Here is a 26030-nt window from a genome sequence, read left to right as displayed (position 1 = left end):
CAGATTACCCAATGCTGCGCACGCTGATCGAGGAGTTCCTGCTCTTCGTCCTGCCCTTCTGCCTGTTCGCGGGCTATCTCGTGATCCGGCGGCGCAATCCGTTCGATGTAGAGCATTGGAGCCGCCATCTGTTCTGGCTGTCGGTGACCGGGCTCCTGCTCGGGATCGGCTTCTTCATCTATACGGGCGTCGTCGCGCCGCGGCATACCGGCGCGTTCGTGCCGCCGCATGTCGAGAACGGCAGACTGGTCCCCGGCGAGTTCGATGACCGGCCGAAGCGATGACGGGGATTGAGCGGCAACGCCTTGCCGAACTGCTGGTGCGCGCCGATGTCATAGCGCTCCTCGCGGCACTGAACCGCGACGGCGAGGAGGCCCGCATCGTCGGTGGCGCCGTGCGCAATGCGCTGCTAGGCGAGCCCGTCGCCGATATCGACGTCGCCACGACCTGCCTGCCGCAGGAGACGATGCGACGGGCGCGGGCTGCCGGCTTCAAGGCGGTGCCGACCGGGGTCGAGCACGGCACCGTCACCGTGGTGATCGAGGGAGTGCCCTTCGAGGTCACGACGCTGCGCCGCGATGTCGAGACCGATGGCCGCCATGCCGTCGTCGCCTTCGGCCGCGACTTTCGCGAGGATGCGCTGCGGCGCGATTTCACCATCAACGCGCTCGGGCTCGATGCCGCTGGGGTCCTGCACGACTATGCCGAGGGGCTCGCCGATCTCGCGCAGCGGCGGGTGCGCTTCATAGGCGCGGCTGGCGAACGCATCGCCGAGGATTATCTGCGCATCCTGCGCTTCTTCCGTTTCCATGCGCGCTATGGCATCGGCGAGCCGGACCGGTTGGCGCTGGACGCCTGCATCGCCGGGCGAGCGGGCCTGGAGGGGTTGTCTCGCGAGCGGGTCTGGACGGAGCTGCGCAAGCTGCTCGCCGCGCCGCGCGCCGCCGAGACGCTGCAGGCGATGGCGGGCGCCGGGCTGCTGATGCCGGTGGTCGGTGGTGTGCCCCGTCTCTCGCGCTTTTCTGCAATCGCCGATGGGCCGGCGGAGAGCGTGTATCCGGCCTTCCGGCTGGCGGCGCTCGTGGTCGCGGTCGGCGAGGATGCGCTCAGGCTGCGCGAGCGGCTGCGGCTGTCCAATGCCGAGTTCGAGCGGGTTTCCGGCATCGCCGCGGCGCTGGAGGCGCTGTCGGGGAAGGGGACGCTGCCGGAGATCGCGCGCTTGCGCAGCCTGGCCCATCGCATCGGAGCCGATGCCGTCGCCGGGGCGATGGGGCTACTCGAGACGGACGACAGATCGGCTGATAACCGGGCGCTGATCGCCGAGCTGGCGCGGACGCCGCCCTTCCTGCCGACCGGCAAGGATGTGCTCGCGCTGGGCGTCAATGCCGGCCCGCGGGTCGGGCAGGTGCTCGAGTTGGCGCGGGAGGTCTGGATCGAGGCGGGCTGCCCGGCTGGGCGGGATGAGCAGATGGCAATTGTTGCTCGCGCCGTCAGCGCGTGACGAGCCGCTACGGCCACCTCACCGTCGGCGGCATGGACGACAGGATCGAGGCGACGTTGCCGCCGGTCTTCAGGCCGAAGATGGTGCCGCGGTCGTAGAGCAGGTTGAACTCGACATAGCGGCCGCGGCGGATCTGCTGCTCATGGCGCTCGGCCTCGCTCCAGGGCGTCGCCAGATTGCCGCGCAGGAGGCGCGGATAGATGTCGAGGAAAGCTTCGCCCACCGCCCTGGTGAAGGCGAGGTCGGCGTCGGGATCGCCCGACCAGAGATAGTCGTAGAAGATGCCGCCGATGCCGCGCGGCTCGTTGCGGTGCTTCAGGTGGAAATACTCGTCGCACCAGCTCTTGAAGCGATCGTAGTCGGCGACCCCGGCATGGGCCTCGCAGGGCGCTCGCATCGCGGCGTGGAAGGCGCGCGCATCGGGATCATCCTGCGTGCGCCGGCGGTCGAGCACCGGGGTCAGGTCGGCGCCGCCGCCGAACCAGGGCTTGGTCGTCACGACGAAGCGGGTGTTCATGTGCACGGTCGGCGCGTGCGGGTTCCAGGGGTGGGCGATCAGCGAGATGCCCGTGGCGTGGAAGCGAGGATCCTCGGCCGCGCCGGGAATCTGGGCGGCGAATTCTGGGGCGAAGCTGCCATGTACGGTCGAGACATGGACGCCGACCTTCTCGAAGACGCGGCCCGACATCAGCGCCATCACGCCGCCACCGCCGGGCGCGCCGTCATGGTTGCTGCGCTGCCAGGGCGTGCGCACGAAGCGGCCGGGCTTGTTGGTCTCGGGCGGGAAGGGGCCGGCGGCCTCGTCCTCGACCTGCTCGAAGGCAGCGCAGATGCGGTCGCGCAGGCTCTCGAACCAGGCGGCGGCGCGCGGCTTCAGGGCTTCGACGATGGCGGGATCGACGGCTGTGGCAGGCGTGACTTTTGCGGTCATGTGCGGTCTCTTCATCAGGCGTCGGCCGGCGCGGGGTAGGCGCCGAGCTGGCGCAGCGCCTCGCCCACTACCATCGCCGCGGCCATGGCGACATTGAGCGAGCGCAAATCGCGGCGCATCGGGATGTGCACGCTGGCCTCCGCCGCAGCATAGACCTCCGGCGGCACGCCGGCCGACTCGCGGCCGACCATGACGATGTCGCCGGGCTGGAAAATGAAGTCCGTATGGGCACAGGCGCCGTCGGTCTCGGCCAGGACGAGGCGGTGGCCGGCCTCACGTCGCCACGCTTCGAAGGCGCGGAAGCCGTCATGACGCGTCACCGCCGCGCGCTCGATGTAATCCATGCCGGAGCGGCGGAAATTGCGGTCGGAGACGTCGAAGGCGGCCGGCTCGACGATGTCGACGGCGACGCCGAGGCAAGCCGCCAGCCGGATCATCGTGCCGGCGTTCTGCGGGATGTCGGGCTGGAAGAGGGCGAGGCGCAGCATGGATGCGTCATCCGCGCTGCGCCCATTGTCGTCAAGGCATGGCGCTCAGGGACGCACGGCGATGGCGGTGATCTCGACCTTGGCATCAAGGGGAAGGCGCGCGACCTCGACCGTGGCGCGCGCTGGCGGGGCGGTCTTGAAATAGCTGCCATAGACCCCGTTCATCTTGCTGAAGTCGTTGAGATCCTTCAGGAAGACGTTGGTCGAGACGACATGGTCCATGGTCAGGCCATCGGCTTCGAGCACGGCCTTGAGGTTTTCCAGCGTCTGCTTGGTCTGGTCCTCGATGCTGGCGTCCTTCATGAACTGCTTGGTTTTCGGGTCGATCGCGACCTGCCCGGCGAGGAAGACCATGTTCCCGACCTTGATCGCTTGCGAATAGGGGCCGATCGCTTCGGGCGCGTTTGGTGTCGCGATCACCGTCTTGCCCGCGGTCTGGGCAGAGGCGTGTGTCGCCAAGAGGAGTGTGCCGGCCAAAGCGAGGGCGGCATGGAATCTGATCATCAGCGGACCTCCGGAGCGCCGTCTTCCTGCGCGGCGCCACCTCATGCTCTGCGGTGCGGGGAGGCCCGGCAAGCGGGAAACCGGCGTGATTGCGACTTAGGTCGAGAGTCTTTCGTCGTAGGTCCCGCCGCCGCTGCAGGACGGCGGGCTTGCACCACGCTGCACTCTGCTGTCATGGCATGACGGAGCGGCGCCTTCAGGCTCTGGTCGCCACCCAGCGCGCGCCCCATATCGGCATCGTGCTCACTGTCTGCCCGAGGAGGGCGATCCGACGTCCATGTTCGCCCCGCTCTTCCGTTTCCTTGAAAGCCGCATCGATGTCTTCGCGCCCTTCGACGAGCGGCAGACGCCGCCGACCGGCGTGTTCCGCTTCATGTGGCACCACATCAAGGGCGTGAAGGGCTGGATGGCCCTGATCATGCTGACCGGCCTCGGCTTTTCCGGCATCGAGGCGGCGATGTATCTGATGGTCGGCTGGTTCGTCGACCTCTTGACCAAGAACTCGCCCGAGCAGGTCTTCAGCCAGCATGGCTGGCTGCTGATCGGCGCGGCCGTGCTCGTCACCGTGGTCAGGCCGCTGATCTATTTCGCCAACCACGCCATCGTCGATCAGGTGGTGGTGCCGCAGATCACCAACCAGATCCGCTGGCGCAACCATGTCTACACGCTCGGCCACGCGCTCTCCTATTTCCAGAACGATTTTGCCGGCCGGCTGTCGTCCCGGGTGATCCAGGCCGGACAGGCGATCCGCGGCGCGACGATCGAGGTGATCGACGATCTCTGGTACGCGCTGATCTTCGCCTCGGTCGCGATCGGCTTCTTCGGCTCGACCAGCCTCTGGCTCGCCATGCCGGTGATCGTCTGGCTCGCCGCCTATGTCGCCCTCCTCATCTATTTTGTGCCGCGGGCCAAGACACGTTCGGAGGCGAACTCGCTCGGCCGCTCGACGACCACCGGGCGCATCGTCGACGCCTACACCAACATCCTGACGGTCAAGCTCTTCGCCCGTGCCGATGCCGAGCGCTCGGCGGTGCGCGACTCGTTGACGCGCTGGAACGCCTCCTTCCTCAATCTGTCGCGATTGATCACCGGCGTCAGCGTCATCCTGCAGACGATGAACAGCCTGCTCGTGGTGGCGACGGCCTGGCTCAGCCTGCATCTGTGGTCCCAGGGCGAGATGAGCCCCGGCGCGGTCGCTGCCGCGATCGGTCTCGTGCTGCGCCTCGTGCAGATGTCGGGCTGGCTGATCCATCTGGTGCGCGGCATCTTCGAGAACATCGGCTCGGTGCAGGAGAGCATGGAGACGATCGCCAAGCCGCACGACCTGCCGGATGCGCCGGACGCCGTGCCGCTCGATATCGCGCAGGGAGGGGTGCGCTTCGAGCACATCCGCTTCAACTACGGCAAGCCGGCCGGCCTGTTCGAGAATCTCGACCTCGAGATCAGGCCGGGCGAGAAAATCGGGCTGGTCGGCCCGTCCGGCGCGGGCAAGTCGACGCTGGTCAACCTGCTGCTGCGGCTCTATCCGCTCGATTCGGGCCGCATCCTGATCGACGGGCAGGACATCGCCCATGTGACGCAGGAATCGCTGCGCAGCCAGATCGGCATGGTGACACAGGATAATTCGCTGTTGCACCGCTCGATCGGCGACAACATCGCCTATGGCCGGATCGGCGCGACGCAGGAGGAGATCGCCGCGGCGGCCAAGCGGGCCGCGGCGCATGATTTCGTCCTCGGCCTCACCGACCAGGACGGGCGCCAGGGCTTCGACTCGCGCGTCGGTGAGCGCGGCGTGAAGCTCTCTGGCGGCCAGCGCCAGCGCATCGCGATCGCGCGCGTGCTGCTCAAGGACGCGCCGATCCTGATCCTGGACGAGGCGACCTCGGCGCTCGATTCGGAGGTCGAAGCCGAAATCCAGGCGCAGCTGTCCACCTTGATGGAAGGCAAGACGGTGATCGCGATCGCGCACCGGCTCTCCACCATCGCCGCGCTCGACCGGCTGATCGTGCTCGACAAGGGCCGGATCGTCGACATGGGCAGCCATGACGAGCTGGTGCGGCGCGGCGGGCTCTATGCCCGCCTGTGGGCGCGGCAGTCGGGCGGCTTCCTGGCGCTCGCCGACAGCGAGCGGATTCCCGCCTGAGCGGCACGCACTGCGGCCTTGCTGCAACGCAGTGGGCTGCGGCACGGGGAACAGTAGACTTCGTCAAAACTGCATGCCAAAGAGCGCGCAGGCGACGCGCCACCGAAAGGTGGCTCTGCGCTCGCGCCCTCATGAGGCGCTTGATGTGTTTCAGCCGGCCAGGCCGGCAGCCGAGCAGGGAACTGGATCGTGGCGCACGCGACCGATACGACTGGCACCGAACCCACCCGCCGCGATTTCCTCTTGCTGACGACCGGCGCTTTCGGCGCCGTCGGCGCCGCCGCCGTGGTCGTGCCGCTGATCAGCCAGCTGGCTCCCGACGCGCAGACCGTCGCCGCCGGCGCGCCGATCGATCTCGATCTCGCCCCGATCGCGGAAGGCCAGGCGATCAAGCTGTTCTGGCGCGGCAAGCTGATCTTCGTGCGCAACCGCACCAAGAAGGAGATCGACGAGGCGCTCGCCGTCAACATCGCGACGCTGCGCGACCCGCAGACCGACCAGCAGCGCACCAAGCCCGGCCATGAGCGGTATCTCGTCGTCTATGGCAGCTGCACCCATCTCGGCTGCGTGCCGCTCGGCAGCGCGCCCGGCGAGCCGAAGGGCGAGTTCGACGGCTGGTTCTGCCCCTGCCATGGCTCGCACTACGATTCCTCCGGCCGTATCCGCAAGGGTCCCGCGCCGCTGAACCTGCCGGTGCCGCCCTACGCGTTCACCGCGGACACCAAGATCAAGATCGGCTGAGCCTCCAAGCAGGCGAGGACGGCATCGAGCGGAATAGAGAGAGCTTGAGGCGAGCATGAGCGGTCACAGCACCTACCAACCGAAGACGGGGATCGAGCGCTGGCTCGATGCGCGCCTGCCGATCGTGCGGCTGATGCACGATTCGGCCGTTTCCTACCCGGTGCCGCGCAACCTCAACCTGCTGTGGACCTTCGGCGGCATCCTCGTGTTCATGCTGGTGGCGCAGATCATCACCGGCGTGATCCTGGCGATGCACTACACCCCGAACGCGACCATGGCGTTCAACTCCGTCGAGCACATCATGCGCGACGTGAACTTCGGCTGGCTGCTGCGCTATCTGCACTCCAACGGCGCCTCGATGTTCTTCGTGGCGGTCTACATCCACATCTTCCGCGGCCTCTATTACGGCTCGTACAAGGCACCGCGCGAGGTGCTGTGGATCCTCGGCGTCATCATCTTCCTCCTGATGATGGCCACCGCCTTCATGGGCTACGTCCTGCCCTGGGGCCAGATGTCCTTCTGGGGCGCGACCGTCATCACCAACCTGTTCTCGGCGCTGCCGGTGATCGGCGAGACGATCGTCACCTTCCTGTGGGGCGGCTACTCGGTCGACAACCCGACGCTGAACCGCTTCTTCTCGCTGCACTTCCTGCTGCCCTTCATGATCGCCGGCGTCGTCGTCCTGCACATCTGGGCGCTGCACCATGTCGGCCAGAACAACCCGACCGGCGTCGAGGTGAAGGACGTCAAGAAGGACACCGTTCCCTTCACGCCCTATGCGACGATCAAGGACCTGTTCGGCATGGTCTGCTTCATGCTGGTCTTCGCCTGGTTCGTGTTCTACCAGCCGAATTTCATGGGCCATGCCGACAACTACATCCCGGCCAACCCGGCTTCGACCCCCGCACACATCGTGCCGGAATGGTACTTCCTGCCGTTCTACGCGATCCTGCGCGCCATCCCCGACAAGCTCGGCGGCGTCATCGCCATGGGCGGCGCGATCGTGATCCTCGCCTTCCTGCCCTGGATCGACACCTCCAAGGTCAAGTCGATGACCTACCGGCCGATCGCGCGCCAGTTCTTCTGGATGTTCGTGCTGGTCTGCATCGGCCTCGGCTATCTCGGCGCCATGCCGGCCGACGAGCCCTATGTCACGCTCTCGCGCATCCTGACGGTCATGTATTTCGGCTACTTCGTCGCGCTGGCGCTGATCGGCATCTTTGAACGGCCGGCCCAGCTGCCGACCTCCATCGCCGATTCGGTGCTCGGCGGCTCGGGCGCACGCCTTGCCCACGCCACCGCTTCGGAACCGCAGGCCAAGGGCTGAACGAGACCATGAGCAAGATGTCCCTCCGCCTGTCGCTCGTCGGCCTCGCCGCTGGCCTCGCCTTCGCTGCCGCCTCGCCGGTCCTCGCCGCCGAGGCTGGCCCGAAGCCGCCGGCGCAGAGCTGGTCGTTCTCCGGACCGTTCGGCAAGTTCGACCAGGCCCAGCTGCAGCGCGGCTTCAAGGTCGCCAAGGAAGTCTGCGCCAGCTGCCATGCGATGAGCCTGATCCGGTTCCGCAACCTGTCGCAGCCGGGTGGCCCGGGCTTCACGCCCTCGCAGGTTGCGGCGCTGGCCGCGACTTACACGAACATCAAGGACGGCCCGAACGAGTCCGGCGAGATGTTCGAGCGTCCCGGTCGTCCGGCTGATGCCTTCCCGGCGCCGTTCCCGAACGAGCAGGCGGCGCGCGCCGCCAATGGCGGCGCCTATCCGCCGCCGATCGACATGCTGGCCAAGGCGCGCACCTATACGCGCGGTTTCCCGACCTTCATCTTCGACATCTTCACCCAGTACCAGGAGAACGGGCCGGACTACATCGTCGCGCTGCTGACCGGCTATAAGGATCCGCCGAAGGACTTCCCGCCACTGCTGCCGGGGCAGAACTACAACACCTATATGCCCGGCCATCTGATCGCGATGCCGAAGCCGCTGAACGACGGCCAGGTCGAGTATCCGAAGGGGCCGGACGGCAAGTCGCCGGTGCCCGAGACCGTCGAGCAGTACGCCAAGGACGTCACCGCCTTCATGATGTGGATGGCGGAGCCGCATCTCGAGGCGCGCAAGCGCCTGGGTTTCCAGGTCATGCTGTTCCTCGCGCTCTTTGCCGGCCTGCTCTACTTCACCAAGAAGAAGATCTGGTCGCGCCTGCCCGAGCATGCCTCGACGCATTGAGGGAGAGTTGATTTCGAAAGGGCCCCGGAGACGGGGCCCTTTTTCGTTTGTGCCTTCCGAACTCGCCATCCCGGACAAGCGGCGAAGCCGCGCTGATCCGGGATCCATTCCGGAGCCTTTCCGAAAGAGGTTCAGGCATGGGTCCCGGGTCGCCCGGGACGACCGGCTATCCAGTGAGACGTGCGGCCGTGTTACGGCTGTCACGAATCTCGATCCTTATCCGGCAATCATCGGAGACCAAGGCATGGCTGAAGCGGTTCTGGGCATCATCGGCGGCTCTGGCATCTACGACCTTCCGGGCCTCACCGATCTGCGCGAAGAGCGGATCGAGAGCCCCTGGGGCGAGCCGTCCGACGTGCTCCGGATCGGGCGGATGGGGCAGACGAAGATCGTCTTCCTGCCGCGCCATGGCCGCGGCCATGCGATCCCGCCCTCGGAGATCAACTACCGCGCCAATATCGATGTGCTGAAGCGGGCAGGGGTGACCGACCTCGTCTCGCTCTCGGCCTGCGGCTCCTACAAGGCCGAGCTCTATCCCGGCCTGTTCGTGCTGGTCGACCAGTTCGTCGACCGCACCACCGGCCGCGCCAGCTCCTTCTTCGGCAAGGGCTGCGTCGCGCATGTGTCGGTGGCACATCCGGTCGGCCCGGCGCTGCAGGAGCGGATCGCGGCTGCGGCCATCGCCGAGGATCTAGCCTTCGTCAGGGGCGGCACCCTCGTCACCATGGAAGGCCCGCAATTCTCCACGCTGGCGGAATCGCTGACCTATAAGGGCCTCGGCTACGATCTGATCGGCATGACGGCGATGCCGGAGGCCAAGCTCGCGCGCGAGGCCGAGATCACCTACGCCACCGTCGCCATGGTCACCGACTATGATTGCTGGCACGAGGAGCACGGCGCGGTCGACGTCGCCGCCGTCATCGCCGTGCTGCACGCCAATGCCGACAAGGCCCGCCGGCTGGTGGCGCGGCTCGCCGCCGACTTCCCGCGCGAGCGCGAGGCCTGTCCGGCCGGATCGCACAATGCCCTCGACTTCGCCATCGTCACCGCACCGGAGCATCGCGACCTCAAGCTCGTCGCCAAGCTCGACGCCGTGGCAGGGCGGGTGCTGAAGGGCCGATGATCGCGACGGAATAATGCGGTCAGCGGACGTTCAGGCTAAGGGGAGCATGTCGGCTCCCTCGATGCCAACCACGGAGCTGCCCGATGCGACCGCTCACCCTGGCCTTCATCGCCCTTTGCGCCGCCGGCCCGGCCTTCGCCGGCAACACCTCGTCGAACTCGAGCTCGAACTCGTCCAATGGCGTTCACACCCGTGTCGACACCATCATCCGCGACGATGATCGCGGCCGCCGGCGCGTCTATGAACGCCGAACCTATCGCGACGAGCGGCAATGGCGCGCCCCGCGCCGCTATTGGCGCGACTGACCAGCAGAGCAGGCGGCGCAACCCGGTCCGCAGCGCCGTTTCCGCCGGCCGCGCCTTGGGCTAAGAGGAGGCGCCCCATCCGATGGACGTTGTCATGGACCGCAGCGCGCTCGACGATCTGAAGAATGCGATCCGGACGATTCCGGACTATCCGGCGCCGGGAATCCAGTTCCGCGACATCACCACGCTGCTCGGCGATGCCCGCGCCTTCCGCCGCGCGGTGGACGAGCTGGTGCAGCCCTTCGCCGGGCTGAAGATCGCCAAGATCGCCGGCATCGAAGCGCGGGGTTTCATTCTGGGCGGCGCCGTGGCGCACCAACTCTCGGCGGGCTTCGTGCCGGTGCGCAAGAAGGGCAAGCTGCCGCATGAGACGGTCGGCATGCCCTATTCGCTCGAATACGGCGCGGACGAGATCGAGGTGCACAAGGATGCGGTCTCGCGCGGCGAGCGCGTCCTCCTGGTCGACGACCTCGTCGCCACCGGCGGCACGGCGGAGGCGGCGGTGAAGCTGCTCTCCTCGCTGGGGGCGGAGGTCGTCGCCGCCTGCTTCATCATCGACCTGCCGGACCTCGGCGGCGCCGACAAGATCCGGCGGCTCGGCGTGCCGGTGCGCACGCTGGTCTCCTTCGCCGGGCATTGACGCGATGAATTCTCTCTCAGCCCTCATCCTGGGGAGGCCCGCAGGGCCGTCTCGAAGGATGCTCCAGGAGGCTCTGGAACCAGCTGGAGCATCCTTCGAGACGCGATCTGCGATCGCTCCTCAGGATGAGGCCTGTGTTTCTGCATCAGCAGGATGGGCTTTCACGTGAATATTCACGGGCGGCATTATCGCACGATCTGGCTCGACGAAGACGGCTGGGGCGTCCGCGTCATCGACCAGACACGGCTGCCCTTCCATTTTGAGACGGTGAGGCTTTCGACCGCCGACGAGGCTGCGCATGCCATCCGCCACATGACGGTGCGCGGTGCGCCGCTGATCGGCGCGACGGCCGCCTATGGCGTGGCGCTGGCGCTGCGGGTCGACAGCTCCAACCCCGCTCTCGAACAAGCATTGGCCCTGCTGGGCGCGACCCGGCCGACGGCGGTCAACCTGCACTGGGCGCTGGCGCGGATGCGCAGGCGCCTTATCGACCTGCCGCAAGCGGAGCGGGTCGCTGCGGCCTATGCCGAGGCCGGCGCGATCTGCGACGAGGACGTCGCGCTCTGCCATGCCATCGGCGAACATGGGCTCGGCGTGATCCGTGAGATCGCGGCGAAGAAGCCGGGCGCGCCGGTCAACATCCTGACCCATTGCAATGCCGGCTGGCTCGCCACCGTCGACTGGGGCACGGCGCTGGCGCCGATCTATCTGGCGCATGATGCCGGCATTCCCGTCCATGTCTGGGTCGACGAGACGCGGCCGCGCAATCAGGGCGCGGCGCTGACGGCCTATGAGCTCGGCAGCCATGGCGTGCCGCATGCCGTGATCGTCGACAATGCCGGCGGGCATCTGATGCAGCATGGCGAGGTCGACATGGTGATCGTCGGCAGCGACCGGACGACCGCGACCGGCGACGTCGCCAACAAGATCGGCACCTATCTCAAGGCGCTGGCGGCGAAGGACAATGGCGTGCCGTTCTATGTGGCGCTGCCCTCGCCGACGATCGACTGGGCACTGCGGGACGGGCTGAAGGAGATCCCGATCGAGGAACGGGCGGGGCGCGAGGTCACGCATCTCTTCGGCCAGGGCGAGGATGGCAGCACCGGCTTCTTCCAGGTCGCGGCGCCCGGCAGTGCAGCCTGCAATCCGGCCTTCGACGTGACGCCGGCGCGGCTGGTCACCGGCCTGATCACCGAGCGTGGCATCGCGCCGGCGAGCGCCGAGGGGCTGGCGAAGCTCTTTCCCGAGATGACGAGTGGTGTGGCGGCATGAGTGAGCAGGCATTGCGCGAGGAGATCATCGCGGTCGCGCAGGCGATCGACATGGCCGGCTTCTGCCCCTCGAAATCGGGCAATGTCTCCGCCCGCTTCGGCGACGGCTTCCTGATTACGCCGTCGGGGCTGCCCTATGCGCGGACCAAGCCGGAGGACCTGATCTATCTCGCGCTCGATGGGACGATCCTGAGCGGCAGTCGCAAGCCTTCGTCGGAATGGCCGTTCCATGTCGCGATCTACAAGGCACGCCCGGATGCGCAGGCGATCGTCCACACGCATTCGCCGCGCGCAACGGCGCTGTCCTGTGCGCGGCGCGGCATCCCCGCCTTCCACTACATGATCGCGCTCTGCGGCGGGGCCGATGTCCGCTGCGCCGACTACGCGACCTTCGGCTCGCCGGAGCTGGCGGAGAATGCGGTCAGGGCGCTGGACGGCCGCAAGGCGGTGCTGCTCGCCAATCACGGCGTGATCGCGCTGGGGGCGAGCCTGGCCGGCGCCCATACCATCGTCGCCGAGGTCGAGAATCTCGCCGGGCAGTATCTCGACCTCCTCGCCTCGGGATTGGAGCCGGTCATTCTCGACGCAGCCGAGATGGAGCGCGTCTCAAAAAAATTCGCCGGCTACGGAAAGGTCGGCTGATCCTGGGGACCGGCCGAGACGGTCCCCGGCGTTCCCGCACTCGTTTTCGGCCGGGTGACTCTGAGGAACCGATCTCACTGGTTGTTAACGGCTCTCCTCTATTGAGAGCCGGATGAAGCTCTCGCGCTATCTGCTCGATTCGCTCGACGCCCTCGGTATCGGCGTTTGCGAATATGATGGAGAGATGCGGGCCCTGTGCTGGAACCAGACCTTCCTGCAGATCTTCCCTGAGGACGTGGGCGAGATCTATGTCGGCGAGCCCTATGCCGACAATTTGATGCGCTTCTATCAGCGCCGCCTCTCGCCCGAAGAGATGCCGGACATCGCGCGGCATGTGGCCGAAGGCGTGACGCGCCACGAGAACCAGACACAGCCCTTCGAGTTCATCCACAATGGCCGCAAGCTGCGCGCCTCGTCGCTGCGAGCCCCGGATGGCGGCCGCGTGCGGATGTGGCAGACGCTCGATGTCGAGACGCCTGCCGAGGCGGCGCCCGAACTGGTGCTGCCGGTCATGGATGCGCTGCGCTTCATTCCGGACGGCGCCACCATCCTCGATGCGAAGGAGCGGGTGGTCGCGGCGAACGATGCTTTCCGGCGGCTATACGAATTGCCGCGCGGCGCTCCGGTGGTGGGGCGCACACTGGACGAGATCATCGCCTGGTGCTGGCGTGGCGCCTCGCCGACCGCGGCTTGGCGCGCGGCGATCAGCAACGGGCTGCGCTATGACGGCGTGCCCTTCGAGATCGAATTGCCCGGCCAGCGCTGGCTCAGATTGATCGCGCGGCACAGCGCCGGCGGCGTCAGCTTTTTCACCCATGCCGACATCACCGTCGCCAAGCGCCAGCAGATGGAGCTGCTTGAGGCGCAGGAGGCCTTGCGCCGGGCCAATGCGGCGCTGGCGGAGCTCGCCGAGACGGACGGGCTCACCGGCCTCGCCAATCATCGCCGCTTCGTCGCGCGCCTCGCGGACGCCGCCGCCCGGCCGGAGCCGCTGTCGCTGATGATGATCGATGCCGATCACTTCAAGACGATCAACGACCGTTTCGGCCATCTCGTCGGCGATGCCTGTCTCAAGGCCATTGCCGAGGTCATCTCGGCTCAGGTTCCGCCGACATCGGCGCTGGTAGCCCGGATCGGTGGCGAGGAATTCGGCGTCCTGCTCGGCGATACCCCGATCGAGGCGGCCCAGGAGGTCGCGATGGCCATCCGTCGCGCCTTGCGGCGCGTGCCGTGGCGCCTGCTTCACGACGAGCTGACAGGCGTGACCGTCTCGATCGGCCTGTGCGCGGGCGAGGGGCCGCTGGACGGAAAAAACCTTCAGGCCCGTGCGGACGAGGCGCTCTATGCCGCCAAGCGCAATGGCCGCGATCGGATCGAGCTGGCGGGCATGCCGGCGGCTTCGCGGCGCATCGCCGGCTGACCCGCGTCGGCCTCAGCTCGGCTTGCGCTCGATGAAGACGCAGCCGTCGAAGCTCAGCACCGTCTCGCCCTTCTGGTTGATGCCGGTGTTGTGGTGGAAGAACAGGCCCCAGTCGGGGCGCGACAGGCTCGGGCGCTTGTCGGCGACAGCCGAGTGATAGGTGATCCGGTCGCCGGCATAGACCGGCTTCAGCCAGCGCAGGTTCTTGAAGCCGGGCGAGGGACCGAGCCTTGGGGCCGCGCTTGGGGCGAGCATGGCCTCCTGCCGGCGGCGATGGCTGACCATCGTCGCCATCCAGCCCGCCGCCGTATGCCAGCCGGAGGCGCATAGCGCGCCGAAAGAGCTCCGGCGCGCCGCTTCCTCGTCCATGTGGAAGGGCTGCGGATCGAAGGAGCGGGCGAAGGCGACGATCTCATCCGGCGTGAAGACGAGGCTGCCGAGCTCGTAGCTCTCACCGATCACGAGCTCGTCGAAATAGCCGGGAGGGGCTGTCGGCTTGCTGGGCGGCTCGGCGCTGACGGTCACCTGCGGCGGCTCATAGCTCGCCGGATGCTTCAGCCAGTCGCCGCGGGCCGCCTCGAAACCCGAGCCGCGGCGGCCGAACATCACCCAGTTGTTCTGCTCGACCACCGCCTCGCCGCGCTGATTCAGCAACTCGAAGCGGAACTTCACCAGCCCCATTTCTTGACGGGACCGCGATTCCTTGGTCTCGGCAATGGTCCAGCGCAGGCGCAGCGTGTCGCCGGGCTTGACCGGCCGCAGCCATTTGACCTCCTCGACACCCGGCGAACCCATCGAGGTCGAGTCGAGGAAGAAGGCCTCGGCGGCGAGCCGCATCAGCAGGGCGCAGCTGTGCCAGCCGGAGCCGATCAGCGAGCCGACGAAGCTCGCCCTGGCCTTGTCGGGGTCGATGTGGAAATCCTGCGCGTCGAAGCGGCGAGCGAAGCCGAGGATGTCGTCCTGCGAAACGGGAAGCGAGCCGTACTCATTGACGGAGCCCGGAACGAAGTCCTCGAAGTAGAGCATCGCTAGTCCATCTCGTTGATCTGGCGGCTATCCTGCGCGGGAGATAGCCGTCGAGCGAGCCGAAATCGCGCAAACTCCGAATGCTCACCAGACATGGCGCCGGAGCGGCGCCCGCTCCGGCCATGCAGGCTCAGTTGGCGAAGCGGAAATGCAGCACGTCGCCGTCGGCGACGACGTAGTCCTTGCCTTCGAGCCGGAACTTGCCGGCCTCGCGCGCGCCCGCCTCCCCCTTGTTGGCGACGTAGTCGTCATAGGCGATGGTCTCGGCGCGGATATAGCCCTTCTCGAAATCGGTATGGATCACGCCGGCGGCCTGCGGCCCCTTGGTGCCCTTCTCGATCGTCCAGGCGCGGGCCTCCTTCGGACCGACGGTGAAGTAGGTGACGAGGTTGAGCAGGGCATAGCCGGCGCGGATCACCCGGTTGAGGCCGGGCTCGTCGAGGCCGACGGCTTCGAGATAGTCCTTCTGGTCGGCGGCCGGCAGCACCGCGATCTCGCTCTCGATCTTGGCGGAGACGACGACGGCGACCGCGCCTTCCTCGGCGGCGCGCGCCTTGACCTGCTCGGAGAAGCTATTGCCCTTGTCGGCGCTGGCTTCCTCGACATTGCAGACATAGAGCACCGGCTTGGAGGAGAGCAGGCCGAGCATCTCGAAGGCGCGGCGCTCCTCGGGCGCGACCTGGACGAGGCGGGCCGGCTTGCCCTCGCGCAGCAGCACGAGGCAGCGGTTCATCAGGTCGGCGGCCTCCTTGGCCTCCTTATCGCCGGACTTGGCCTTCTTCTCCAGCGGCAGGACGCGCTTCTCGAGGCTTTCGAGATCGGCGAGCATCAATTCGGTCTCGATCGTCTCGATGTCGGCGATCGGGGCGATCTTGCCCTCGACATGGGTGATGTCGCTGTCCTCGAAGCAGCGCACGACATGGGCGATGGCGTCGCATTCGCGGATATTGGCGAGGAACTGGTTGCCGAGGCCCTCGCCCTTCGAGGCGCCGCGCACAAGGCCGGCGATGTCGACGAAGGTCAGCCGGGTCGGGATGATCTCCTTCGAGCCGGCGATGGCGGCAAGCGCCTCAAGCCGCTCGTCGGGGACGGCGACGTCGCCGACATTGGGCTCAATCGTGCAGAACGGATAGTTCGCCGCCTGCGCCGCCGCCGTCTGCGTCAGCGCGTTGAAGAGGGTCGACTTGCCGACATTCGGCAGGCCGACGATACCGCATTTGAAGCCCATGCTCGCCCGTCCAGTGCATCGCGGGGCGCCTGTGGCCACCGCGGAAAGATGTCTCGGTTCTCCCGGGCCTTATTGGGTGCAGAGCAGCAAAAGACAAGATGGCGGGTGGCTGCACGGCTCACGCGAACGTGCATGGCGGCGCCTTTGCCGAGCGCGCACGAGTGGGCGCGACGGAAAAAGACCGGCTACCGGAGCTGTCCCATGCGCTTTGCCTCGCTCGCCCTGATCGGCCTCGTCGTGCTCTTCGCAGCCGGAGCACAGGCGCAGACGCGCATACGCGGCACGGTCGAGCGCCTCGACGGCCAGTCGCTGACGGTCAAGACGCAGGAGGGCCCGACGACGGTCGCGCTTGCGCCGAACTATTCGGTCGGCGCCGTGGTCAAGGCCGCGGTGAGCGACATCAAGAAGGGCAGCTTCATCGGCGTCGGCGCTCGCATGTTGCCCGGGGGCGGGCTGTCGGCCGTGCAGGTCTTCATCTTCCCAGAGGCGATGCGCGGCACGGGCGAGGGGCACAGGCCTTGGGCCGTCCTGCCGGAGGCGACGATGACCAATGCGACGGTGGCCGAGACGGTCTCGCGCGTCGACGGCAGCAGCGTCACGCTGACCTATCCGGGCGGTGAGCAGACGATCGCGATCACACCCGAAGCCAACATCATCATGGCCGCGCCGGCGCAGGCCGCCGATCTCGTCGCCGGGACGCAGGTCGCGCTGACCGCGAGCCGGCAGGCCGATGGCAGCCTGTCGAGCAGCCGGGTAACGATTGCGAGGGCCGGCGCGCAGCTGCCGCTTTGAGAGCGGGGCTCCTACTCAATGTGAGAGAGCGATTCAGCGATCAGATTGCTTCAATCTGATTGGAGCCGGGCTCTAATCAGATGCCTTTTCGCCGAGGCGCTTCACCGCGCCATGGCCGCGCGCCTCCATGAACAGGTGGACCTTGTTCTGGAAGCCGGCATCGTCATGGTTGGCGAGCTGAGCGGCATTGTCGGCGCAGGCGGTGCAGAGGTCCTCGACCCAGGGCTCCTCGGCCTTGCCGAAATCATTGAGCACATAGGCGTGGACCAGCGCCTTGTCGCCGGGATGGCCGATGCCCATCCGCACCCGGCGATAGTCGTTGCCGATCGCCGCGGTGGTCGAGCGCAGGCCGTTATGGCCGGCATTGCCGCCGCCGAGCTTCACCCGCAGCTTGGCCGGGGGCAGGTCGAGCTCGTCATGGAAGACGATGACGTCGGCCGGCGCGACCTTGAAGAAGCGCGCGGCTTCGCCGATCGCGCGGCCGGACTCGTTCATATAGGTCTGCGGCAGCAGCAGCAGGACCTTCTCGCCGCCGATCACCGCCTCGCAGGCGTAAGCCTGGAAGCGGGCGCGCCAGGGCGAGGCGTTGCAGGCGCGGGCGATCGCCGCGACCGCCATGAAGCCGATATTGTGGCGGTTGCGGGCATAGCGTTGGCCGGGATTGCCGAGGCCGGCGAAAATCAGCATCGTTCGGTTCCGCAGCGGTTGTCATAGCAAAACGGCCGGGCATGCCCGGCCGTCTGCAAGCATCGTTCCGAAGGAGGCGCCAGGCTCAGGCCTTGGCGGCTTCGGCTTCGCCCTCGGCGGCAGCAGGCTCCTCGGCCTCGACCGTCGGCGGGATGATCGTGACCAGGGTCAGGTCCTTGGTCGAGGTCAGGCTGGCGCCAGCCGGCAGCTTGAGCGCGTCGATGTGCAGCGTGTCGCCGACTTCGAGGCCGGCAACCGAGACCTCGATGAACTCGGGGATGCTCTCGGGGGCGACTTCGATCTCGAGCGAGTGCGCGACGATCTGGAGGGCGCCGCCGTTCTTCAGGCCCGGCGACTGCTCCTGGCCGACGACGTGCAGCGGAACCTCGACCTTGATGGTCTGGCCGGCGGCGACGCGCAGGAAGTCGATGTGGATCGGGAAGTCCTTGACCGGGTCGAGCTGGTAGTCGCGCGGAATGGCGCGCGTCTTCTTGCCGTCGACGTCGATCTCGAACAGCGTGGTCAGGAAGTGACCAGCATAGATCATCTGGCGGGTCTTGTTGGCATCGAGCGCGATGGCGACGGGCGCTTCGCCTGCACCGTAGATCACGGCGGGAGTGAGGCCCTGGCGACGAACTGCCCGGGCGGCCCCCTTGCCGACCTGGGCGCGCGCCGAAGCCTGGATCTGCTTCATGGCGGTCATGTGTATGGTCCTTAAGCTCTTAAAAGACATGGCCGCCTACGGCGGCCATTGCGGTTCGCGCCCCTGCCTCCAAGGGTGTCAGTGGGACGCAGGCAGGCTCATAGGCGAAACCGCGGGCAATCTCAAGTCCGCAGCCGGATTTCAGGCGGCGCTGGCGGCGGGGCGCGGCCGGGAGCCGGACGCCGCCCGGCTGAAGCTGCCGACGAAGGCTGGGACCGCCTCGGCCGGCATCGGCCGGGCATAGTGATAACCCTGGCCGAGCCGGCAGCCCATCCCGGCCAGTCGCCGCGCCTGACCCTCGTTCTCGATGCCTTCCGCCACGATGCGCATGCCGAGCCGGCTGGCGACGCCGATCAACGCCTCGACGATCGCGCCGCTCCTGGCCCCGCCCTCGATGCCGCCGACGAAGGACTTGTCGATCTTGATCGTGTCGACCGGGAAATCGAGCAGATGGGTGAGCGAGGCGAAGCCGGTGCCGAAATCGTCGAGCGCGACGAGGATGCCGCGCTCGCGCAAGGCTTCCATCGTGCGTCCGACGCCGTCACGGCGACCGCCCATGATCACCTGCTCGGTGATCTCGACGACCAGATGTTCGAGCGGCACCTGCACCCGCTCGAAAGCCCGGACGATGCGCTGGACGAGATCGCCCTTCTGGAAGTCGGCAGAGGTGACGTTGAGGCCGACATGCGGGATCGGCAGGCCCTCGCGCAGCCATTGCGCCATGTCGGTGGCGATGGCGGGCAGCATCTGGTTGGAGATGCGGTAAGCGAGCTTGGGGTCGAGCAGGGCGTCCTGGAACTCGCCGGCGGCCACCACACGCCCGTCGTCAAGCCGCAAGCGCGCCAGCGCTTCCATCCCCCTGATCTCGCCGTTGTCGAGCCGGATGATCGGCTGGTAGTAGGGGATGAGACGGCCGCCACTCAATGCGTCACCGACGCTGCGGATCGCCTGGATGCGCCGGGTCATCGAGGTCCGCAGGCCGCCCTTGAAGCGGACATAGCCACCGCGCCGCGTCTCCTTGGCATGGTAGAGCGCGAAATCGGCGTTCTGGCGCAGGGTGACGCTGTCGGCGCCGTCCTCTCCGGCGATGGCGCCGCCGATGGTGACGCTCGGGACGATGGTCGTTCCCTCGCAGTCGATCGGCGTGTGCATCGCGGCGAGGATGGCGCTGGCGACGCTGCGTAACTGCCCGGCCTTGTCGCAATCCGGCAGAAGGACGGCGAATTCGTCGCCGCCGATCCTGAACGCCGTGCCTTTCGGCGCGACCTCGGCCAGCCGCGAGCCGATGGCTTCGATCAGCAGATCGCCGACGGCGTGGCCCATGGTGTCGTTGACCGCCTTGAGGTGGTCGATGTCGATCAGCATCAAGCCGAATCCGGACCGGGGTCCGCTCGTCGTCTGGGCGATCGCCTCGTTGAAGCGAGCCCGGTTCGGGAGGCCGGTCAACGTGTCGAAATAGGCGAGGCGATGATTGCGGGCGCTCACCTCCGCATGCTCGATCGCGATGGCGCAGAGATGCACGCAGGTCGCTACGATCCGGCGCTCGAACGGCGTGGCGCCGCGCGGGTCGCGATAATAGAAGGCGAAGCTGCCGACCACGCGTCCGTCGCGCGCTGCGATCGGGCTCGACCAGCAGGCGTTGAGGCCGAGCGGCAGCACGAGCTCGCGATAGCCTTCCCAGTGCGGATCAGTGGCGATATCGGTCACTTCGACCGGGCTTTTGCGATAGATCGCTGTGCCGCAGGAGCCGACGCGCGGGCCGATCGGCGTGCCGTTGACCGCTTCGCCATAGGCGGGCGGCAGGCTCGGGGCGGCGAGGGGGCGGAGCCTGAAATCATCATCGACGGTGACGACCGAGCAGACCACGCCGGGCGCCAGAGCCTCGACGCGCTTGCATAGGTCGACCATCACGACGGCAAGCTCTTCGCCGCGCGCGATCGATTCCAGAGTTGCGTTTTGCAGGGATTGCAGACGCTCGACGGAGTCGTGACGGCGCATCGGGACACTCGGCAGGACGGGAGGAGCATCATGCCGCAAGGGCATGAAATCGCCGTTTCCCGCTTGGGTCGAATTGTTGGCTTTCTGATCTTCAGACGGGCAAGATGATGGACACTGCTTAAAAACAAATGGGCTGCTGGCTCAGGCGGGAGAGAGCCCGATCCGCTCGTCGCGCCGGCGCAGCAGATGCATCAGCGGCAGGGCCAGCAGCACCATCCAGGCCTTGCCGATGATCTGTCCGCTCAGGAAATCGAGGCTGCCGAAGGCGAGCCAGAGGAAGACCAGGCTGTCGACGACAAGGCCGATGACACTGGAGGCGGCCACGGCGGCGACGAAATTGCGCTTCTGCAGTGGGGTGTAGACCGCGAAGTCGGTCAGCTCGGACAGGAGGAAGGCGGCGACGGAGGCGACGACGATCGCGGGCGGCGCCAGCAGCCCCGAGATCAGCGCGCCGACGGCGATGGCTCCGAGCGCCGCTGCGGGCCCGAGCCGCCGCTGGACGATGTCGCGCAGGACGAGAGCAAGGCCGATCATCAGCACGCCGCTCGGCGCCTTGATGCCCGGTGCGACCGGGACGAGGCACGGCCCGTTCGGCACGCAGACCGTGCCGACATTGCCGATCAGCCAGTTGGCGATCGGGATCGTCAGGGTGAAGAGGGCCAGCGCAATCAGGCCCTCGATACGGCGTTGCCGGTCAATCATCATGGTTCGGTCCGCTATCGTTCGGCGCGGCCTCATAGGCCGTAAAGCCCCTGGCCCGCAAGTCGCAAGCCGGGCACTGGCCGCAGCCATAGCCCCAGGAATGCCGCTTGGTTCGGTCGCCGAGATAGCAACTATGCGTCTCCTCAACCACCAGATCGAGCAGCGCTTCGCCACCCAGCTCCTTCGCCAGGGCGAAGGTCTGCGCCTTGTCGCGCCACATCAGCGGCGTGTGCAGCACGAACCTGCGGTCGAGGCCGAGGCCGAGCGCGACCTGCATCGCCTTGATCGTGTCGTCGCGGCAGTCGGGATAACCGGAATAGTCGGTCTCGCAGACGCCGAGCACGATGTGCTTGCAATCGCGGCGATAGGCCAGCGCCGCGGCGAAGGTCAGGAAGATCAGGTTGCGGCCGGGAACGAAGGTGGTCGGCAGGCCGGTCTGCGCGAAGGCGATCTCGCTCTCGCTGGTCAGCGCGGTGTCGGAGATCGCGCCGAGCGTCTTCAGGTCGAGGAGGTGGTCCGGCCCGAGCCGGTCGGAATAGGTGGGCGACAGGCCCGGCAATCTGGCGAGGATCGTCTCGCGGCAGGCGAGCTCGATGCGATGGCGCTGGCCATAGTCGAAGCCGACGGTCTCGACCGTGGAGAAGCGCTCCAGCGCCCAGGCCAGGGCGGTGGTCGAATCCTGACCGCCGGAGAAGAGGACGAGGGCGCGCGATGTCATGGCCGGACCTTTCCTCAGTTCTCAGCCCTTATCCAGAGGAGTGCCGCAGGCTGCGTCTCGAAGGATGCTCCAGTTGTCTCCGGAGCCTCCTGGAGCATCCTCCAAGACGCCGCTGCGCGGCTCCTCAGGATGAGGGCTGCGGGGAAAAGCTACGAACGCTCAATCGAACAGGCTGGAGACGCTCGACTCGCTCGCGGTGCGCTCGATCGCCTCGCCCATCAGCCCGGCGATCGAAATGACGCGGATGTTGCGCGCAACCTTCACCGCCTCGGTCGGCATGATCGAATCGGTGATCACCAGCTCCTTGAGCTTGGACGAGGCGATGCGCGCGACCGCGCCGCCGGAGAGCACGCCATGGGTGATATAGGCGTAGACCTCCTTGGCACCCTGGGCGAGCAGGGCGTCGGCGGCATTCACCAGCGTGCCGCCGGAATCGACGATATCGTCGATCAGGATGCAGGAGCGCCCCTCGACCGAGCCGATGATGTTCATCACCTCCGACTCGCCCGGCCGGTCACGGCGCTTGTCGACGATCGCGAGCGGCGCGTCGATGCGCTTGGCGAGGGCGCGGGCGCGGACCACGCCGCCGACGTCGGGCGAGACGACCATGGCGTTCTTCCACTCGAGCCGGTCCTTGATGTCGCGCGCCATCAGCGGGGCGCCGAACAGGTTGTCGGTCGGGATGTCGAAGAAGCCCTGGATCTGGCCGGCATGCAGGTCGAGCGTCAGCACGCGGTCGACGCCGGCATGGGCAATCAGGTTGGCGACCAGCTTCGCCGAGATCGGGGTGCGGCCGGAGGCGCGCCGGTCCTGCCTGGCATAGCCGAAATAGGGGATCACCGCCGTGATGCGCCTGGCCGAGGAGCGGCGCAGCGCATCGGTGATGATCAGCAATTCCATCAGGTGATCATTGGTCGGGAACGAGGTCGACTGGATGATGAATACATCCTGGCCCCGGACGTTCTCCTGGATCTCGACGAAGATCTCCATGTCGGCGAAGCGCCGGACCTGGGCCCGGGCTAGCGGCACATCGAGATGGTTACAGATGGCTTCGGCGAGCGGGCGGTTGGAATTGCCGGCGACGACTTTGAAGGAGGAGGCCATGCCGGGTGCACCCGAAACGCAGAATAAGGCGAGCCGTCCGAGCGGGGGCGGCTCAGTTTCGAAGGGCTCATAACAGCGTGATGACGCCGAGTCGACCAAAGAGGCGCGACATCCCCATGCAAATGCTGCACTGCAGCGGGGCGGGGTGCACGTTTGCCGGGAAGCCGAAGCTTGAGTGCGCCGGAACCGCATCGTCGCTCCGGGGCACCGCGAAGCGGCGAGCCCGGAACCCATGAACACGATGTCCCTAAAAGAGCATCGAAGATCGCAGCGCGCTGGCGATGATGGCGGTCGGTTTTCCGGGCTCTTTGCTGCGCGAAGCCCCGGAAAGACGATGCCACTCCGAGCGCGCTTAGCGCTTCTTCTCTGTATCCGCCTGGGCGGTGCGGGTCTTGGCCTTCGCGTCCGGCTTCGCCTCCGGCACCGGCGCGGTCGTCAGGAAGCTCGCGATCGCATCCGCCGATTCGGACGCGGCCTTGGCGACGATGGTCTGGTCGATGCCGGCCCAGGGATCGGAGCCGCCGCCGCGCCGGCCGAGGCTCTCGCCCTGGACGCGCTGGGCGCGCTTCTTGCTCTCGTCATAGACGTCCCAGACGAAGGCGAGGGCGGTCTGGCCGTCCTCGGTGGGCTGGGCGGTGAGATAGCCGCGCACCCGGAAACGGGCCGGCTTGTCGCCGGGGACGATCTCCATCTTGCGTTCGGCCGCGGCTTCGCCGAGCAGGCCGGCAAAATGCGCCGTCACCTGGTCGGGCGCGCCCGAGATGCTCTGGACCGAGACCGGAACGCCCGGCGCATCGACACGCGGACGCGCCGCGGTGGTGGTGGTTTCCTGGCAGCCTGCGAGCGCAAGCGCAGCGAGCGGCCCCAGAACGAGGCCGTTAAAACGAACCGACATGACGCCTCCCGCCCATTGTTTGGGCTCGGATTGCTGGTCTTCCCTGCGGCGCTCGTTGTAAGCGCAACCATCCCGAAGGTCCAGACAGGGCAGGGGAGAGGCAAAACGAGGCGGTTGCGTCGGAGCGATTGCGCTCCCGGCGCTCCTTCGCCATATCTCCGCGAAGGCGCATGGGGCGCCGCCGGAGAGCTCCGATGGTCAGCACGTCCAACCGCATCCTCGACGACATCGCCCGGCTAGCGACCGATGCCGCGGGCGCGGCGCAGGGCGTGCGCCGCGAGGTCGAGACCGTGGTCAAGACCCAGATCGAGCGGCTGCTGCGCGATCTCGACGTGGTGACCCGCGAGGAGTTCGAGGCGGTGCGCGAGATGGCGCTGCTGGCGCGCGAGGAGAACGACAAGCTCGCGGCGCGGCTGGCCGCGCTCGAGGCCAAGGCCGAGTCGAAGTAAGTCCCCGGCCCAGTCTCGCCAGTCGACAGTCAACAGCTTCGTGTTGTGGACAGTCCCTTCGGGGGATTGAGGCCAGCTTCGAATCCGTCGAGCTTGCATCGCGTACCGGGCGCCGAAGGGCTCGATCAGAACCGCGCAGGTTCTGTTAGGGCTCCAGACTCGCCTGAGCTATCGTCGATGAAGAGAGGTGATTCGTCGGTGGGCTCTACTCGAGAGCCAGCCGGTGAAGCGGAGATCATCTTAGCGATCTCCTGGTCGGGTTGCGTGCCTTACGCTTTTCCAGTCGCCGTGTTCCCGTTCTCGAACAGGCCGCGCCTGCCGTCAGGGCCAGCGCCGGCTGTTGGACCTTGGGCATGATGGACCTTGATCTGGACGCCGAAACCGAACGCCCCTCCAATCCCCTCGATCTCGTCGAACGCCTCGCCGCACTGAACGACTGGAGCTTCGATCGCGACAGCGACGACGAGCTCTCGGTTTCCGTGACCGGCGGCTGGGCCGATTATCACGTCGCCATCACCTGGCTCTCGGAAGTCGAGTCGTTGCATATCGCCTGCGCCTTCGATCTCAGGGTGCCGGATCGGCGCCGCAACGAGGTGATGAACCTCGTCAGCCAGGTCAACGAACAGCTCTGGCTCGGGCATTTCGATCTGTGGAGCCGCGAGAACGTGGTGATGTATCGCCACGCGCTGCTGCTCTCGGGCGGGGCCGAGCCGACCGAGGAGCAGGCTGCGGGCCTGATCAAGGCGGCGATCGACGCCTGCGAGCGCTATTACCAGGCCTTCCAGTTCGTGGTCTGGGCCGGCAAGAACGCCCGCGAGGCGCTCGAAGGCGCGCTGCTGGAAACGGTCGGCGAAGCGTGAAGGCTGGCTGGCTCGGGCTTGACCCGGACCTTGCTTGGCGGTTCAGGTCCATGCGCAATCGCGCATCGACCGGAGAGACGCCATGGCCAGCCCGCTTCCTGAGACCCTCACCCTCGTCGGTGCCGGCAAGATGGGCGGCGCCATGCTGGAAGGCTGGCTCAGCATCGGCGTGAAGGGCGCGGGGATCACGCTGCTCGACCCGCACATCTCCAGCGAGATGCAAGACCTCGCCGCCCATCACGGGATGAGCGTCAATCCGGCCGCGCCGAAGCCGGCCGAGGTGGTGGTGCTGGCGACCAAGCCGCAGATGCTCGACACCGCCGCCCCCTCCGTCCAGGCGCTGATCGGCCCGAAGACGCTGCTGATCTCGATCCTCGCCGGCAAGACGCTCGGCGACCTCTCCGCCCGCCTGCCCAATGCGAACGCGATCGTGCGCGCCATGCCGAATCTGCCGGCTTCGGTCCGGCGTGGCGTCACCGCCGCTGCGGCGGGCAAGGGCGTCAGCGAGGCACAGCGGCAACTGGCCGATGCGCTGCTCGCCGGCGTCGGCAAGGTCGAGTGGCTCGGCGACGAGGGGTTGATCGACGCCGTCACCGCCGTCTCGGGCTCGGGGCCGGCCTATGTCTTCCACCTGGTCGAATGCCTGGCTGCTGCCGGCGTCGCCGCCGGCCTGCCGGCGGACATCGCCGAGCGGCTGGCGCGCGCCACGATCGAGGGCGCGGGCGAGATGCTGTTCCAGTCGCCGCTGCCGCCGGCGACCTTGCGCCAGAATGTGACCTCGCCGGGCGGCACGACCGCCGCTGCCCTCGACGTGCTGATGGCGGACAATGGCCTCGCGCCGCTGATGCGACGCGCGGTCGCTGCCGCCAAAAGCCGCGCCGAGGAGCTTTCCGGCTGAGGCGGCCTTTCAACCGCCCCGGTTGCGCCCTAGCTTCTTTCCCA

28 protein-coding genes are annotated in these 26030 nt (G+C 67.3%); 16 read left to right on the top strand and 12 right to left on the bottom strand.

From position 1 onward, the window contains the following. Window positions 1-11: 11 nt before the first annotated feature. Both BMZ69_RS08065 and BMZ69_RS08060 read left to right on the top strand, forming a co-directional pair. Entirely contained in the window at window positions 12-284 is a 273-nt protein-coding gene (locus BMZ69_RS08065) for a DUF6111 family protein (RefSeq protein ID WP_092156051.1), read from the top strand. Then, entirely contained in the window at window positions 281-1501 is a 1221-nt protein-coding gene (locus BMZ69_RS08060) for a CCA tRNA nucleotidyltransferase (protein WP_092156050.1), read from the top strand. The genes BMZ69_RS08065 and BMZ69_RS08060 overlap by 4 nt, the downstream gene beginning before the upstream one ends. 7 nt (window positions 1502-1508) lie before the next feature. On the opposite strand, the gene hemF is transcribed toward BMZ69_RS08060, so the two are convergent. The 3 genes from hemF to BMZ69_RS08045 are packed head-to-tail and all read right to left on the bottom strand — an operon-like array spanning window position 1509 to window position 3424. Continuing rightward, window positions 1509-2432 carry an oxygen-dependent coproporphyrinogen oxidase gene (hemF, locus tag BMZ69_RS08055; RefSeq protein ID WP_244543266.1) on the bottom strand — a complete coding sequence of 308 codons (924 nt, stop codon included), beginning with the start codon at window positions 2430-2432 and terminating at the stop codon, window positions 1509-1511. A 14-nt stretch (window positions 2433-2446) separates the two neighbouring features. Further along, a complete protein-coding gene (locus BMZ69_RS08050) occupies window positions 2447-2920 on the bottom strand; it encodes a tRNA (cytidine(34)-2'-O)-methyltransferase (RefSeq protein WP_092156048.1) in 474 nt (157 codons plus the stop codon). A 45-nt stretch (window positions 2921-2965) separates the two neighbouring features. Further along, entirely contained in the window at window positions 2966-3424 is a 459-nt protein-coding gene (locus BMZ69_RS08045; protein WP_092156047.1) for a RidA family protein, read from the bottom strand. A 277-nt stretch (window positions 3425-3701) separates the two neighbouring features. Between BMZ69_RS08045 and BMZ69_RS08040 the strand changes: the two genes are divergently transcribed. The 10 genes from BMZ69_RS08040 (at window position 3702) to BMZ69_RS07995 (ending at window position 13926) form a co-directional block, all read left to right on the top strand. Beyond that, window positions 3702-5567 (top strand): ABC transporter ATP-binding protein, encoded by a 1866-nt coding sequence (locus BMZ69_RS08040; protein WP_092156046.1) that lies wholly within the window; start codon window positions 3702-3704, stop codon window positions 5565-5567. 189 nt (window positions 5568-5756) lie between these two features. After that, window positions 5757-6308: a ubiquinol-cytochrome c reductase iron-sulfur subunit gene (petA, locus tag BMZ69_RS08035; protein WP_092156045.1), complete on the top strand. Its 552-nt coding sequence runs from the start codon at window positions 5757-5759 to the stop codon at window positions 6306-6308. A gap of 55 nt (window positions 6309-6363) precedes the next feature. Then, window positions 6364-7635, top strand: coding sequence for a cytochrome b (locus BMZ69_RS08030; RefSeq protein WP_092156044.1), 1272 nt, complete (start codon window positions 6364-6366; stop codon window positions 7633-7635). Between the two features lie 8 nt (window positions 7636-7643). After that, the gene (locus BMZ69_RS08025; RefSeq protein WP_092156043.1) at window positions 7644-8525 is read left to right on the top strand and encodes a cytochrome c1; all 882 of its coding nucleotides are present in this window, start codon (window positions 7644-7646) and stop codon (window positions 8523-8525) included. A 244-nt stretch (window positions 8526-8769) separates the two neighbouring features. Next, a complete protein-coding gene (locus BMZ69_RS08020) occupies window positions 8770-9648 on the top strand; it encodes an S-methyl-5'-thioadenosine phosphorylase (protein ID WP_092156042.1) in 879 nt (292 codons plus the stop codon). An 83-nt stretch (window positions 9649-9731) separates the two neighbouring features. After that, window positions 9732-9953, top strand: a complete 222-nt coding sequence (locus BMZ69_RS08015) for a hypothetical protein (protein WP_092156041.1) — start codon at window positions 9732-9734, stop codon at window positions 9951-9953. Between the two features lie 94 nt (window positions 9954-10047). After that, entirely contained in the window at window positions 10048-10593 is a 546-nt protein-coding gene (locus tag BMZ69_RS08010; protein WP_092156152.1) for an adenine phosphoribosyltransferase, read from the top strand. A 165-nt stretch (window positions 10594-10758) separates the two neighbouring features. Next, on the top strand, window positions 10759-11865 hold the full coding sequence (mtnA, locus tag BMZ69_RS08005) for an S-methyl-5-thioribose-1-phosphate isomerase (RefSeq protein WP_210188004.1): 1107 nt from the start codon (window positions 10759-10761) through the stop codon (window positions 11863-11865). After that, a complete protein-coding gene (locus BMZ69_RS08000) occupies window positions 11862-12506 on the top strand; it encodes a class II aldolase/adducin family protein (RefSeq protein ID WP_092156039.1) in 645 nt (214 codons plus the stop codon). Before mtnA ends, BMZ69_RS08000 begins: the two co-directional genes overlap by 4 nt. Window positions 12507-12618: 112 nt before the next feature. Further along, window positions 12619-13926 (top strand): GGDEF domain-containing protein, encoded by a 1308-nt coding sequence (locus BMZ69_RS07995; RefSeq protein ID WP_092156038.1) that lies wholly within the window; start codon window positions 12619-12621, stop codon window positions 13924-13926. A 12-nt stretch (window positions 13927-13938) separates the two neighbouring features. Here the strand turns inward: BMZ69_RS07995 and BMZ69_RS07990 are convergent, their stop codons facing one another. Both BMZ69_RS07990 and ychF read right to left on the bottom strand, forming a co-directional pair. Then, a complete protein-coding gene (locus BMZ69_RS07990; protein ID WP_092156037.1) occupies window positions 13939-14952 on the bottom strand; it encodes a MaoC family dehydratase in 1014 nt (337 codons plus the stop codon). 130 nt (window positions 14953-15082) lie between these two features. Beyond that, complete coding sequence (gene ychF, locus BMZ69_RS07985) at window positions 15083-16180, bottom strand: redox-regulated ATPase YchF (protein WP_092156036.1); 1098 nt, start codon at window positions 16178-16180, stop codon at window positions 15083-15085. A 201-nt stretch (window positions 16181-16381) separates the two neighbouring features. Between ychF and BMZ69_RS07980 the strand changes: the two genes are divergently transcribed. After that, on the top strand, window positions 16382-16972 hold the full coding sequence (locus BMZ69_RS07980; protein ID WP_092156035.1) for a hypothetical protein: 591 nt from the start codon (window positions 16382-16384) through the stop codon (window positions 16970-16972). 72 nt (window positions 16973-17044) lie between these two features. On the opposite strand, the gene pth is transcribed toward BMZ69_RS07980, so the two are convergent. The 7 genes from pth to BMZ69_RS07945 form a co-directional block, all read right to left on the bottom strand. Further along, window positions 17045-17659: an aminoacyl-tRNA hydrolase gene (gene pth, locus BMZ69_RS07975; protein WP_092156034.1), complete on the bottom strand. Its 615-nt coding sequence runs from the start codon at window positions 17657-17659 to the stop codon at window positions 17045-17047. A gap of 85 nt (window positions 17660-17744) precedes the next feature. After that, window positions 17745-18362, bottom strand: a complete 618-nt coding sequence (locus BMZ69_RS07970) for a 50S ribosomal protein L25/general stress protein Ctc (protein ID WP_092156033.1) — start codon at window positions 18360-18362, stop codon at window positions 17745-17747. Between the two features lie 141 nt (window positions 18363-18503). Then, a complete protein-coding gene (locus BMZ69_RS07965; protein WP_175506715.1) occupies window positions 18504-20360 on the bottom strand; it encodes a putative bifunctional diguanylate cyclase/phosphodiesterase in 1857 nt (618 codons plus the stop codon). 141 nt (window positions 20361-20501) lie between these two features. Continuing rightward, on the bottom strand, window positions 20502-21065 hold the full coding sequence (locus BMZ69_RS07960) for a VUT family protein (protein WP_092156031.1): 564 nt from the start codon (window positions 21063-21065) through the stop codon (window positions 20502-20504). Next, entirely contained in the window at window positions 21055-21780 is a 726-nt protein-coding gene (gene queC, locus BMZ69_RS07955; RefSeq protein ID WP_092156030.1) for a 7-cyano-7-deazaguanine synthase QueC, read from the bottom strand. Before queC ends, BMZ69_RS07960 begins: the two co-directional genes overlap by 11 nt. Before the next feature lie 159 nt (window positions 21781-21939). Further along, complete coding sequence (locus tag BMZ69_RS07950; RefSeq protein WP_092156029.1) at window positions 21940-22884, bottom strand: ribose-phosphate pyrophosphokinase; 945 nt, start codon at window positions 22882-22884, stop codon at window positions 21940-21942. Window positions 22885-23236: 352 nt separating this feature from the next. After that, window positions 23237-23779, bottom strand: a complete 543-nt coding sequence (locus tag BMZ69_RS07945; protein WP_092156028.1) for a hypothetical protein — start codon at window positions 23777-23779, stop codon at window positions 23237-23239. A gap of 194 nt (window positions 23780-23973) precedes the next feature. On the opposite strand from BMZ69_RS07945, the gene BMZ69_RS07940 reads away from it, so the two are divergent. The 3 genes from BMZ69_RS07940 (at window position 23974) to proC (ending at window position 25986) form a co-directional block, all read left to right on the top strand. After that, window positions 23974-24228 carry an accessory factor UbiK family protein gene (locus BMZ69_RS07940; protein WP_092156027.1) on the top strand — a complete coding sequence of 85 codons (255 nt, stop codon included), beginning with the start codon at window positions 23974-23976 and terminating at the stop codon, window positions 24226-24228. Window positions 24229-24581: 353 nt separating this feature from the next. Next, window positions 24582-25088 carry a type III secretion system chaperone family protein gene (locus BMZ69_RS07935; RefSeq protein ID WP_092156026.1) on the top strand — a complete coding sequence of 169 codons (507 nt, stop codon included), beginning with the start codon at window positions 24582-24584 and terminating at the stop codon, window positions 25086-25088. 82 nt (window positions 25089-25170) lie between these two features. Further along, window positions 25171-25986, top strand: coding sequence for a pyrroline-5-carboxylate reductase (proC, locus tag BMZ69_RS07930; protein WP_092156025.1), 816 nt, complete (start codon window positions 25171-25173; stop codon window positions 25984-25986). Window positions 25987-26030 lie beyond the last annotated feature (44 nt).

Origin of the sequence: Allobosea sp. CRIB-10 (genome assembly GCF_900112185.1) — a bacterium.
GTDB lineage: Bacteria > Pseudomonadota > Alphaproteobacteria > Rhizobiales > Beijerinckiaceae > Allobosea.
Note: the sequence above shows the minus strand (reverse complement) of the source record. Positions and strands in the feature narration are given on the sequence as shown.